The organism is Sphingobacterium alkalisoli (assembly GCF_005049105.1).
GTDB classification, from domain to species: domain Bacteria; phylum Bacteroidota; class Bacteroidia; order Sphingobacteriales; family Sphingobacteriaceae; genus Sphingobacterium; species Sphingobacterium alkalisoli.
In genome coordinates, this window is sequence record NZ_SUKA01000001.1 from 354835 (window position 1) to 368534 (window position 13700).

General features: G+C 44.8%; 6 protein-coding genes. All 6 read left to right on the top strand.

Translation table 11 applies throughout. The annotated features are described in order from the left end of the window. Window positions 1-2 precede the first annotated feature (2 nt). Genes FAZ19_RS01360 through FAZ19_RS01385 form a run of 6 tightly spaced genes read left to right on the top strand, consistent with a single transcriptional unit; the run spans window position 3 to window position 13699 of the window. Window positions 3-2738 (top strand): family 78 glycoside hydrolase catalytic domain, encoded by a 2736-nt coding sequence (locus FAZ19_RS01360; RefSeq protein ID WP_136818807.1) that lies wholly within the window; start codon window positions 3-5, stop codon window positions 2736-2738. A 1-nt stretch (window position 2739) separates the two neighbouring features. Further along, window positions 2740-3846, top strand: coding sequence for a glycoside hydrolase family 130 protein (locus tag FAZ19_RS01365; RefSeq protein WP_229707316.1), 1107 nt, complete (start codon window positions 2740-2742; stop codon window positions 3844-3846). Between the two features lie 24 nt (window positions 3847-3870). Then, window positions 3871-6255 (top strand): glycoside hydrolase family 2 TIM barrel-domain containing protein, encoded by a 2385-nt coding sequence (locus FAZ19_RS01370; RefSeq protein WP_211245409.1) that lies wholly within the window; start codon window positions 3871-3873, stop codon window positions 6253-6255. Between the two features lie 50 nt (window positions 6256-6305). Next, window positions 6306-9425, top strand: a complete 3120-nt coding sequence (locus FAZ19_RS01375) for a SusC/RagA family TonB-linked outer membrane protein (protein WP_211245410.1) — start codon at window positions 6306-6308, stop codon at window positions 9423-9425. Window positions 9426-9438: 13 nt separating this feature from the next. After that, window positions 9439-11187, top strand: a complete 1749-nt coding sequence (locus FAZ19_RS01380; RefSeq protein WP_136818810.1) for a RagB/SusD family nutrient uptake outer membrane protein — start codon at window positions 9439-9441, stop codon at window positions 11185-11187. 1 nt (window position 11188) lies between these two features. Next, complete coding sequence (locus FAZ19_RS01385) at window positions 11189-13699, top strand: L-rhamnose mutarotase (RefSeq protein ID WP_136818811.1); 2511 nt, start codon at window positions 11189-11191, stop codon at window positions 13697-13699. Window position 13700 lies beyond the last annotated feature (1 nt).

Genomic DNA, 13700 nt, shown 5'->3' on the forward strand with positions numbered 1-13700 from the left:
ATATGAAGATTATTAAATACGTAGTGGTAGTAATTGTTTTTGTATTACATACCGATCTTGTTTCGGCGCAGTTGCGCATAAGGGAGGTGACCATAGAAGGTCGGAAAAACCCGCTCGGTATAAATACTTTGAAGCCTTCCTTCAGTTGGAAGCTCACGAGTAGACAATCGAATGTCGAGCAAGCGGCGTATCGTATTCAAGTAGCGAAGCAGCCCCGTTTTGAACGCACTTCGGAACTTGTGTGGGATTCCAACTGGAGGACTTCGGATCGGTCACTATTCAATCCCTACGAAGGGGACGATCTTGCTCCTGGAACGACCTACGCTGTATTGATATCCGTCAAAGACAACAAGGGAAGAACGGCAAAAAGTAATGTTGCCTATTTTCATACGGGATTAATAACTGGAACAGACTGGGGCAACGCCCAATGGATAGCACGTGAAGAGCTGCCCGACTCGTTGGTCAACCCTTTGCCATTGAGCTCAAGTAAATTGCGTGTGGACAAGCAATACGAGCTACCGGTGTTCCGTAAGACTTTTTCTCTCAGTAAGAAGGTGAAATCGAGCTACGCTTATGTTTCTGGATTGGGGCATTATGAACTCTCCCTCAATGGTCGTCGTGTCGATCAGGATTTTTTGCAACCAGGATGGACGAAATACGATAAAGAAGCCTATTATGTGGTATATGATCTGAAAGATGCCTTACACAGGGGGCGGAATGTTTTTTCAGTATTGCTCGGTAATGGATTTTATTATATCCCTCCCGTAAAGGGAAGGTATCAAAAACATAAAGTGGCGTTTGGACTTCCTAAACTTAAGATGAAAGTCGTGACGCATTTTACAGATGGCAGTACGGAAGTATTAGATACGGATCAAACTTGGCGTGTGCATTCCTCTCCGATTGTTTTTTCGAGTATGTATGGCGGAGAAGATGTGGATGCTCGCGTGTTGCCCGGTGACTGGATGATGCCGGATTATGACGATAGCGCATGGGTACATGCAATCGTAGTAGAGGGCCCCCCATTGCGGGTACAAGAGATAGCGCCGACTAAAGTAATGCAAACTTTCCAGCCTATTTCGAAGGAAGTCTTGACCGCGCGCAATAGTGAAGTGTACGATTTTGGACAGAATGCATCAGGCATCGTAACCCTGACCATGCGGGGTGATAAAGGTGATACGGTACGTGTGTATCCAGCCGAATTACTGCATGCCGATGGATCGGCAAACCAAAAACATTCAGGGAGTCCATATTATTATCAGTATATTTTTGGTGATGAGAAAGAAGTCACGTGGTCTCCGCGCTTTACGTACTATGGCTTTCGTTATGCTGAGGTGATGCGAAGACCACGTTCTGAGGGGCGTGTCAACATCACAAAAATCGAGTCTAGCCACATCCGCAATAGTACAAGACAAACGGGAGCATTTGTTTCCTCCGACACCTTGTTCAACAAGATCCACGAATTGATCAAATGGGGTATCCAAAGCAATATGGTTAGCGTATTTACTGACTGCCCGCACCGGGAGAAGTTGGGTTGGCTGGAACAGTTACACCTAATGGGGCCATCAGTGCAGTATAATTTTGATGCTGCGGCGCTTTTCGCAAAGGCGTTGCGAGATATGCGCATGTCACAGACAGCGGACGGTCTGGTGCCGGAAATAGCTCCAGAGTACGTACAGTTTGATTGGGGGGGCGATATGTTTCGTGATTCACCCGAATGGGGGAGCAGCTCGATTATTTTGCCCTGGTATGCGTACCAGTGGTATGGAGATATACGCTACTTACGGGATAATTATGGCATGATGAAGCGCTACATCGATTATCTGAAAATGAAGTCAAAAGATCATATTCTGACACAAGGGCTTGGCGACTGGTACGATATCGGTACCGAACGGCCTGGCGTGTCGCAATTGACGACAATGGGGGTTACCGGGACAGCCATTTATTATTACAATTTGGGTATTTTGGTGCAGATTGCTGAGCTTTTGGGATATCCGCAGGACAGCAAAATGTATGATCACCTTAGAAAAGAGGTAAAAGCCGCTTTCAACAAAACCTTTTTTGATAAACAGACGGCTTTATACGCTACGGGAAGCCAAACTTCCCAAGCGATGGCGCTTTATATGGATTTGGTAGAGGTAGATGACCGTCAGCGTGTATTTGATCAGTTATTGGGGGATATCTATCGTCGTGACACATCCTTTACCAGTGGCGATATCGGTCATCGCTACTTGTTGCAAACGCTACACGACTGGCATCGCGATGATGTTATTTACGCGATGAATCACGACGATAGCAAGCCGGGATATGGATACCAGATCAGAAAGGGAGCTACCGCCTTGACCGAATCCTGGGCTGCCCTGCCTAACGTATCCAACAACCATTTTATGCTTGGGCATTTGATGGAGTGGTTTCATGCTGGCCTGGGTGGTATACGCCAAGCTGACGGTTCGGTAGGTTTCAAGCATCTGCGGATCGAGCCTCGTTTGCTAGACACCATAGAGCACGTGAAAACCAGCTATGAGACACCATATGGTCTGGTGCTCCTGGATCGAAAAAATACAAAGAAGGGATATACCTATCATGTGGAGATTCCTGTGAATAGCAAGGCGACGGTGATCTTACCCCAAGAATTGTCTTATAAAATAAATAACCAGCCTCTTTCTATATTTTCACCGGTACGCAAAGGAGCTACGGTGTCCGTACAGTTAGGTTCAGGTAAATTTTTAATAACGAATTAGTATGATGCGGTTACTTTCTGTTTTTTTAGCTATTCTCTTTTGTCATTCGGTACGAGCACAGAAGGAGAACACTGCCGTTTCTGCCAAGGAAATGCAGCGTATATACGATGAGGTGAAAACTCCGTATAAGTATGGATTGGTATTGGTGCCTTCTGAAAAGAAGTTGCTGATGGACTGTCCGTCGATATACAAAGTGGGTAGTACCTGGTATATGACGTACATTATTTTTGATGGTGTAGGATACGAGACTTACCTAGCGGAGAGCAAGGATCTATTGACATGGAAAACGTTGGGCAAGCAATTGCAATCGGGACGGGGAAATGAGTGGGATGCTAAGCAGAAGGCAGGCTATAATGCGCTGATCGATACCAAATGGGGAGGAACGTATAAGCTGAGAAAATACAAAGGTAAGTACTGGATGTCTTATTTTGGCGGTTCTACGGAAGGGTATGAACCCGAACCACTATCGATAGGGATGGCTTATACCAGCAGAACACCGCGCACACCATTTGAATGGGATCGACTCCCTACCCCTGTGCTGAGCAGCGAGGATGCAGATATCCGCTGGTGGGAGAATAGACATAAACTGTTCAAGAGCTACGTGATAGAAGATCCAAACAAAAATACAGGTCATCGTTTTATCATGTACTATAATGCTGTGGGCGATTCGCTGGAAAACAATAAGCCTACGCGGTGGTATGAACGCATTGGCATGGCGGTATCTGACGATCTGGTACAATGGAAGCGTTACTTGAAGGATCCGGTTGTCCATCATCCGATGGGGATCACGGGCGATCCGATGATTCAACGGATTGACAATACATGGATAATGTTTTATTTTGGGGCCTTTTGGAAAGACAAAGCTGGTGCATTCAACCGTTTCGCGGCTTCGAAGGATTTAATTCATTGGACCGACTGGGAGGGAGATGACCTGATTAACTCTTCCGAACCTTTTGATGCGCAATATGCCCATAAATCTTTTGTAATTAAACATAAAGGCCTGGTGTATCACTACTATTGTGCGGTGGACAAAGATGGTAACCGGGGTATAGCGCTAGCGACATCACAGGATGTCGGAAAAAGTACGTTGAATTTTGTAAAGGAGTAAAAGAAAATGGGCAATAAATTTAATATGATTCGTAAAATAGTAGTATTTATAGTTTTTTTAACATCCTATCAATGGACGTTTGGACAAGCTAGGGAACTTATTAATTTCAATACAGAGTGGCGCTTTGTACTGGATGACGATCTAAGGTTTAGACATGCAGATTTGGACGAGCAGGCATGGAAACCTGTTACCTTACCACACGACTGGAGTATAGGGTTTGATTTTGGTGATTATCCGGCAGGAAATGCTGGCGGTGCCTTGCCAGGCGGTATTGCTTGGTATAGAAAGTCTTTTCAAATTCCGGTAAAAGAGAAAGGTAAGACGGTTAAAATACACTTTGGCGGCGTATACCGTAATGCTGAGATGTGGATTAATGGAAGTTATTTGGGTAAGACGGTAAATGGGTATATATCCTTTGATCACGATCTGACAGACTATCTACAGTTTGGTACCAATAAAAACGTACTGGCGGTGCGCGTAGACAATAGTCAGCAGCCCAATTCTCGCTGGTACACAGGTTCAGGTATCTACAGGGATGTGAAACTGGAAATAAGCCATCCGCTTCATCTAGAAAAGAAAGAAACGTTTATTACGACACCGCAGGTAACGACGTCAGCTGCTGCCCTGCGTATCCAAAGTGTATTGAGTCAACGGGAAACTCCTGTTACCGTGATCTTCAGCTTAAAAAATGCGACCAAGCAGGTCGTAGCAAAAAAGGAAGTTTCTTCGATAAGGACCGCTTTCGACGAGACATTGTCGGTGCCTCAACCAAAGCTATGGAGCCCCGAAGAGCCAAATCTCTATACCCTAACGATTGCCATGCACGATCGTCAAGGAAAACAAATTGATGAATTGGAATACAAAGTCGGGTTCCGTACTTTTTCGTTTGACACCGCCAAAGGTTTCTTTTTAAATGGAAAGTCGTACAAATTATTAGGGGTATGTCTGCATCATGATTTAGGTCTTTTGGGAGCCGCATTTAACAAGTCGGCAGCAAAGAGACAACTCGTCATTATGAAAGAAATGGGGGTCAATGCGATTCGTACAGCACATAATCCACCCGCTACGGAACTATTGGATCTCTGTGACGAAATGGGTTTTTTAGTGTACAACGAGGCCTACGATATGTGGGCAAAGCGCAAGAACAAGTTTGATTACCATCTTGACTTTAATGAGCACCACATTCCCGACTTGAGAGAATTCATCAAACGTGACCGGAATCATCCTTCCGTATTCATGTGGAGTATCGGCAACGAGATCCGCGAACAATTTGATAGTACAGGTATTGCGTTAACACGGGGGATGGCCGCAGTCGTAAAGGAGCTCGATCCTACACGACCGGTTACTGCAGCACTTACCGAAACCAACTACGACAAAAACTTTATCGCACAAGCCAAAGCATTGGATGTTCTGGGCTTTAATTACAAGTATTTCGACTACGATAAACTTCGTGTGGAGTTTAATGGATTTCCGTTGATCGCAGCGGAGACCACCTCGGCTCTACAAACACGCGGCGTTTACGACAGTGTACACGATACCATTCAGCTGTGGCCTGCTTCTGGAAAAGAAAAACACGTAACAAATGGAAATGCTGATTTTACCGTTTCTGCTTATGATAACGTTGCAGCTTATTGGGGGACAAGTCACGAACGTGCATGGCTAGAAGTTAAGAAGCGAGATTTTCTAGGTGGAATCTTTGTATGGACTGGATTTGACTATCTGGGGGAACCTGTTCCTTATCCATTTCCGGCCAGAAGTTCTTACTACGGCATCGTAGATTTAGCAGGTTTTCCAAAGGATGTATACTATATGTATCAGTCTGAATGGACAGAAAAGGAGGTACTGCACGTGTTGCCGCACTGGAACTGGTCGGTGGGCGATGTTGTCGACGTATGGTGCTATTATAATAACGCTGATGAGGTGGAGTTATATGTGAACGGAAAGAGTTCAGGAAAAGCGACCAAAACGGACAGTACTTTACATGCAGCGTGGAAAGTCCCATTTGAAGCAGGAGAACTGAAAGTGGTAAAATATCAAAATGGTAAGGCTATACAGGAGACAACCAAAAAGACAGCCGGCAAACCAGTGGACATGGTCGTAGAAGTGGAACACGACCGCTATGCTGTAGATGGAAAAACAGATATGCATTTTCTGACGGTTTCGCTAGTCGATGAAAATGGAATCATTGTGCCGGATAGAGACGTCGAATTATCGTTTATTCCCCAAGATAATATCACAATAGTAGGTACGGATAATGGTTATCAAGCTGATTTGGCGGGCCTAGGTCGCCCAACCAGAAAGACACATAAAGGATTGGCTGTGGCAATAGTCCAAAAAAATAATCTGGAAAAAGAGGCAAAAATAATCGTCAAAGCAAACAGCATGGAGAAAGAAATACGGATAAAATAATACTTTTTTAAATCGCTAACCCAAAAAATAATTGTAAACATTTTATGCCAATGAAGACTATAAACCTTAAACTAGAAAGATGGCGACTGGGCAATTGTCCAATCACCATGGTGCTCATGTTGCTGTTAGGCATCTCGTTGCTGCCCACCTCATCAGCCTTTTCGGCTGCACAACCGCAATATCAGGTAACAGGGCAGATACTGGACGAGAACGGTAAACCATTAGAAGGTGTTACCGTATCGTTATCAAACTCTACTGTAAGCACGCTAACCGATCAGGATGGTGTCTTTTCGATTCGTTTGGTTGGGCCGACGGGGAGCTTGCTGTTTACCGCAGTAGGTTATTTGGATCATACCTTAGAAGTGAAAGCCGATGACAAGCTGAAAGTTTCTTTGGTACCAGACGATCGGCAGTTGGATGAAGTGGTGGTTATTGGATACGGAACGGTAAGAAAACGGGATTTGACAGGTTCGGTAACTTCCGTTAAATCGGAAGATATTGTCCGCTCTCCGGCACATAACCCGTTAGAAGCCATTCAAGGGCAGGTACCGGGTTTGGATATTACCCGGAATTCGGGCAGCGCAACCTCGGGTGTAAATATGAATATCCGAGGAAAAAGATCGTTGTCTACTGCGACAGACGAATATGGAAATGCAATCGCCAATAACCCACTCGTTATCATAGATGGTATGCAGGGCGGTAATATCAGTGATATCCATCCGCAGGATATTGAGTCAATCGAAGTGTTAAAAGATGCTTCGTCAACGGCTATTTATGGTTCACAGGGTGCGAACGGGGTGATTATTGTAACGACGAAACGAGGAAAAACGGGCGCTCCAAAGATTAATTTTAATACCTATGTCGGGGTGAATGGTTGGGCGCAATATCCCGAAATGCGAACAGGTGATGACTATATGCAGCTGCGTAGGGAAGCTGCTAAAACGGCCGGACAATGGTCCAGTCCTTCCGATGACCAAACATTATTTACCGTTGGGGAATGGGCTGCCCTGCAAAATAATCAGTGGGTCAGCTGGAAAGACGAAGTCTTTAAAAATGGCGTTGTACAGAATCATCAGTTATCTATCAGTGGTGGAACGGACAACACGACAGCTTTATTATCTGGTGGATATTATCGGGAGTTGGGTTCGTTTAAGAATGACGCTTTAGACAAATTTAATCTGAGGTTGAATGTAGATCAGAATATCGGAAGTTTTATAAAAGTAGGAACGTCTAGTCAAGTAACACACTACGACGGTAGCAATCGGGCAGATAATGTACTGTGGCGTGCTGCAACCAATGTGCCACTGGGATTGCCTTACGACGACGAAGGAGACGTCATCTTATGGCCGTTGGGGCGCGAAGGGAAAGTGAGCCCCTTGGCCGATGAAGCTACACCCTATACGGCACAACATCGAATAGCCAATACGCACCTTATTACCAATGGATTCGCAGAGATCAAACCGTTTAATGGATTCTCTGTCCGGTCTAATTTAGGCGTTAACTTATTTTACAACAAAAACAACGATTTCGAAAGCGAAAATTCTATTGACCGGGCTGGAGATTTTCCAGATTCCAAAGCTTCAATCCTGAACACAAACAGGTCATTTATTACCTGGGACAATATCATCAATTATACGTTTGATGTAGAGAAGCATAATTTTACGCTTACGGCTCTTTCGTCCTGGACGCAATCAAAATTTAATTCTTCCTATATGGAAGGGACTGGTCAGTTGGTTGCTGAACAGTTGTGGCACAACATAGGGGCCAACGAAAAGGACTCGTATGTGATCCGTTCGGGCTATACACAAAACCAAACCATGTCGTATGCCTTTCGTGCCAACTACTCATATCAAGGTAAATACTTATTAACCTTATCCAATCGTTGGGATGGGGCTTCCCGACTTTCCGCCGGAAATAAATGGGCGATGTTCCCATCAGTAGCAGCTGCGTGGCGTGTCAGTGACGAAACTTGGTTTACCGTGCCAAAAGTAGACGATTTCAAAGTCCGTTTGAGTTACGGACAAACGGGTAATTCCGGTATTAGTCCTTACGGTACGCAATCCGGACTAACGGCCTTTTCTAACGCAGCTTTTCAAGATCAAGGATATACCTATTATACATACAACGCATTGATCGGAAATCGCGATTTGGGATGGGAACGATCCGCTTCTTGGAATCTTGGCGCAGATCTCCGGTTATTTGCTAATCGGATAAACCTCGTTGTTGACTTATATAACACGAAGACAACGGATATTTTGCTGCCCAGAACCTTGCCTACTTCTATGGGATCTGGTAATAATACGCCTTTCCAGATTTATCAAAATATCGGAAGCACCCGAAATCGTGGTATTGAGGTTGTGCTGAACACTCGAAATATCGACAAATCATTTAAGTGGAATAGTGACTTTACATTTGGTGCTAACAAGGAGGAAATTTTAGATCTGATTGATGGTAGGGATATCATTGGTGCCACTACCCGGGAGACAGAAAGTTTGTTGATTGGTAGGCCGTTGCAGTCTTTCTATACGTTTAAGCGCCTCGGTATCTGGCAAGCAAATGAAGCGGAAGAAGCCGCGACCTATTTTAAAGATGCAGCCAAGACGCAACCTTTCCAACCGGGGGATATTAAGCTTGCAGATCTCAACGGAGACAATATTATCGACGATCTCAACGACGTAACCTATATCGGAACAACATCACCGCGCTGGACGTTAGGATTCAATAATAGTTTTTCCTACAAGAATTTCGATCTCAATGTGTACGCAATCGCACGTTGGGGGCAAATGATGGAGTATGATTTTACCGCTTCTTACGATCCGCAAGGAAAAGGAAACCAACCAGCTTATCTAGATTATTGGACAGAAGAGAATCCGTCAAACGACTTTCCACGTCCAAATTTAACCAACTTCTATAACTATCTAGGGTATCAGTCGTATAGTTATGTCGATGGATCCTACATCAAATTGAAAACGGTGACAGTGGGTTATCGTTTGCCGAAATCCTTTACCGAGCGGGCGGGATTGAATGACGTGCGGCTTTATGTAAGTGGAAATAATCTGTTTTCTTGGGCAAAGAGCGATTTTGTGCAGCACTATGACGCCGAGCGGGGCGGTTCAGCAAAGAGTCCCTTGTTGCGTCAGTTTGTGTTTGGGGTCAATTTAGATTTATAAGGAGGAATTTATCATGAAAAGTTTATATAAATATATTATTGGAATAGGGTTGGCAAGTACGTTAACAGGATGTAGCTTAGAGGAACATAACCCCGGAGGAGCGACAGCCGATATAGTTTTTTCGACTGAAAACGGAATCAATGCCTTGGTGAATTCGGCTTACGTGAACTTCGCTTCACAGTTTTACGGACGTGAAGATATCGTGATGCTGACAGAAGGTGGAACTGATCTTTGGATCAATATTGCCAATTCGGGCTATGGTAGACAGATGACAAAATACGAGGAGTTGTTTGCCACAACGGGACAAATGCGTAATACCTGGAATAGGTTATATGAAATTGTCAATTATTGTAATGCAGGTTTAGAGCGTATCGTCGATGTACCGTTTACGGATGAAGACGAAAAAAGCGCCCGTATTGGGGAGTTATCCTTTTTAAGGGCCTATGCCTACTGGCACCTGGTCGAACAATTTGGTGATATCGACTTGCGCACCGAAGAAACCAAAACAGCAGTTCTGACCGCGAATAGATCGCCAATTTCTGCTTTTTATGATTTGATGCTGAGCGATTTGGATGTTGCGATAGCGAATCTGCCCGTCACGCCAATTCCGGCAACTGATCAAGGGCGTGCCACCAAAAAAGCAGCCTATGGATTAAAAGCACGTATTGCATTGACCAGGGTGGCGCACGAGCCATCGGGATCAGAAAAAGATAAGTACTACAAAATGGCCTCGGACATGGCCCAATATGTTATCAACAACCAAGCGGAGTTGCAGGTAAGCTTATATGATACTCCGGAGGAAGTATTTCGTCCGGCAAACAATAAAAACAACAAGGAGGCCATGTTTTTTATTACGCATTCTACCATCAACTCGCTCAATCCAAGACCTGGCAACCCAAATAGGCTTCACATATGGTTTAAAGCGAAATACTCGGCAAAAGCCGGTATGGTGCGTGACCTGCATTATGGTGCCGACCGTAACTCACAATCTGGGAGTATGTGTTTTATGCCAACAAGACATCTGTTAGAACTTTACGACGAAGAAGTGGATAGACGATACAGCGATTGGTTTAGAGAGCAATATCATTTAAATATAGATAGCTATACATGGACAGCGGATGATTTAGCTGCTTTTGAAAAACCGGCAAGTATGGCGGGGACAACAACGTTGCAGCGGGGGGATCTAGCTCTTTTGTTTACCAAAAAAAAAGTAAGTGGAGATAAAAGAAATTTCCCTTATGCGTTAGTAGATATTGATGATACGTATGACGGTGACCGTGTAACCACGAATGCCCGGTTTAACGTGCATTTTCCGACATTAACGAAATATGATGATCCAGATTTACCGGAGGCAGGCTCACAAGTTGGTTCTAAGGACGTCATTGTGATGCGGCTCGCGGAAATGTACCTCATTGTGGCGGAAGCAGAAGCATTGATGAGCGGAGGTAACAGGACACTGGCGAGGGATATGGTGAATGTACTACGTGAGCGAGCTGCCGTACCGGGTAAGGAAACTGATATGTTGATAGCAGAAAGTGATTTGGATATCGATTTCTTGTTGGAGGAACGTGGCAGAGAGTTGTGTGGTGAGCATATCAGATGGTTCGACTTGAAACGTACAGACAAATTGTATAGCTATGTACAGGCATACAATAAGGACATCACGACGATGCAATCATTTCACGTGAACAGACCTATTCCACAGCAATTTCTGGATGTAATTACCAACCCACTAGAATTTGGTCAGAATACAGGATATTAATATGAAGATGATTCGTTGCTTAGTTTTTTTAATGTTATGTGGTCTAGGTCTGCCTTTATCTCTATGGGCCGCTGAAATCTATGTAGGCCCCGTTAGTACAACGCTCAAACGGGATGGTTCCATAGATCGGCCTTTTGGAACGCTGGAAGATGCCCTACGCCACGCCCGGGAGCTTCGTCGATTGAATGACCCTAGCATTTCCGAGGGAATCAATATTTGGATTAGGGGAGGAACCTATTTTCCTGAACAAACGATTCGACTTCGTCCTGAAGACAGCGGTACGCCGGAAAGTCCCACGCGGATACGCGCAATAGCAGGCGATAAGTCGGTGCTCTCTGGCGGAAGACAAATATCGGGTTGGACAAAGTTGGGGAAACACCGGGACATCCCATCCGCCGTTGCTCGGCATATCTACGTAGCGGATGCACCTAAAGTAGGCGGGAAGCGCGTCAACTTCCGTCAGCTATGGGTGAACGACAAAAAAGCCATCCGTGCAGAAAGTCACGGCGATTTGGAACTTCCTCGTATTTTAAACTGGAACTTTGATAAACAAACAGCTGTTCTTCCTAACGTATTTGAGGGGTTCAAATTCGTCGAGGGTATGGAATTCTTTATCCATCAGTGGTGGGCTATCGCACAGTTGCGTGTTAAAGACGCCGTGGTGCATAAGGATAGTATTGAAGTATATTTTCATCAACCGGAGAGTAAAATTCAAAGCGAGCATCCATGGCCTAAGCCTTGGCTGTCGAAAGAATCAGGGAATTCTGCTTTTCGTTTCGTTAATGCTTTGCAGTTCTTGGATAAACCCGGTGAGTGGTTTTTGGATGAGCGCGATGGAAAAGTATATTATTACAAACGCGACGATGAAGATATGAGAAAGGCGCAGGTAATTTTTCCTTACCTGGAGACGATCTTGCAGCTGGAGGGTACATTGGAGGATCCGGTTTCTCATATCCAGATTGAGGGTTTGTCCTTCGCTCACGCAGCTTGGTTTAGACCCAATACACACGGCCATGTTGCGTTACAGGCGGGCATGTACTTCCATGAAGCATACAAATTGGACAAACCGGGAACGCCAGATAAAGCCAAGTTGGAAAACCAAGCATGGGTAGGACGTCCCGCAAGTGCCGTTGTACTCAAGAATACAAGCTATGTGCAATTTCAACGTTGTACATTCAGCTATCTAGCGTCGACGGGCTTCGATTTTTATGCCGGTAATTTTCAGGATCGTCTAGTGGGTAATACCTTTTATGACATTGGTGGGAACGCGGTGCTTATGGGTAAATTTTCCGATGACCAATTCGAAGCACATTTGCCATACAACCCCAAAGATGAAAGAGAGGTAACCCGGGAGGTCGTTGTCCGCAATAACTTAATCCATAACACGGCAAACGAAGATTGGGGTGCAGTAGGCATAGGAGCGGGATTTGTCCAAGGTGTCGATATCTCCCACAATGATATCAGCGATGTCGCCTATTCGGGCATCAGTTTAGGTTGGGGATGGACACCAACGGTAAATATCATGAAGAACAATACCGTAATGCGGAATAGAATAACCCGTTATGGTAAATTTATGTATGACGTCGCAGGTATCTATACGCTTTCGGCACAGCCGGGCACCAAGATAAGGGAGAATGAAATAGACAGTATATATGTATCGCCCTATGCGCATATTCCAGACCATTGGTTTTATCTGTATACCGACGAGGGTTCCGCTTATATGGATGTGTCCAATAATTGGTTTCCCCAAAATAAAATTCTGAAAAATGCGAATGGTCCGGGTGTTATATGGGAGAATAATGGTCCCGAAGCAGATAAGGCCGCATTTAATGCCGGTTTGGAAGAGCCCTTCCGCCACCTGCTCAGCCGGAAAGAAAGCGTAAAAAAAGGGTATACATTCAATCAATATGTACCGTTTACAAAGCCTGTTTTTGTGCAGGTACATGATCCCCAGCGGTCGCTGTCGAAAGAGGCATTTACCGCGTTTGCCAACGGGCAGGGATTAGAGGAGCCACAGATCTATACGTGGGGCGATTATATGTTGTTAAAGACCGATGATGAGCATGCGAAAAAAATGACGGGTGCCATGCTGGCGAATTATCCCCAACTAACCATCACCATGTTCAACGATCTGTTTTATACCTTTGACCAACAGCGTTGCGGTACGCCAGAAGAAACGAAAGATGTCGATTTCGTAATCTTGACGGCACAATTGGTAGAAGATAAAAAGAAACAAAAAGAATACCTTCAATATCATAAAAATCAGTTTGAAGAATGGCCGGAGGTAGCGGCGGGCTTTTGTAAGGCAGGTTTTCAGGAGGTGCTTTTGTACCGCCACGGGAGGCAGTTGCTGCTCTATATATCATTTCCGAAGGGAAAGGACTTCACTGAGATTGATGCGTTGACAACAGAAGATAATCCGCGTGTAATCGAATGGAATAGAATCATGAGTGCTTATCAGGAAGGTATCGAAGGGACCAATAATGAAACCTGGATTTTTTATAAACAATAAC

Bases quoted from the DNA above. Each gene is read 5' to 3' on its own strand.
- FAZ19_RS01360 (WP_136818807.1), top strand. From the start codon at position 3: ATGAAGATTATTAAATACGTAGTGGTAGTAATTGTTTTTGTATTACAT.
- FAZ19_RS01365 (WP_229707316.1), top strand. From the start codon at position 2,740: ATGATGCGGTTACTTTCTGTTTTTTTAGCTATTCTCTTTTGTCATTCG.
- FAZ19_RS01370 (WP_211245409.1), top strand. From the start codon at position 3,871: ATGATTCGTAAAATAGTAGTATTTATAGTTTTTTTAACATCCTATCAA.
- FAZ19_RS01375 (WP_211245410.1), top strand. From the start codon at position 6,306: ATGAAGACTATAAACCTTAAACTAGAAAGATGGCGACTGGGCAATTGT.
- FAZ19_RS01380 (WP_136818810.1), top strand. From the start codon at position 9,439: ATGAAAAGTTTATATAAATATATTATTGGAATAGGGTTGGCAAGTACG.
- FAZ19_RS01385 (WP_136818811.1), top strand. From the start codon at position 11,189: ATGAAGATGATTCGTTGCTTAGTTTTTTTAATGTTATGTGGTCTAGGT.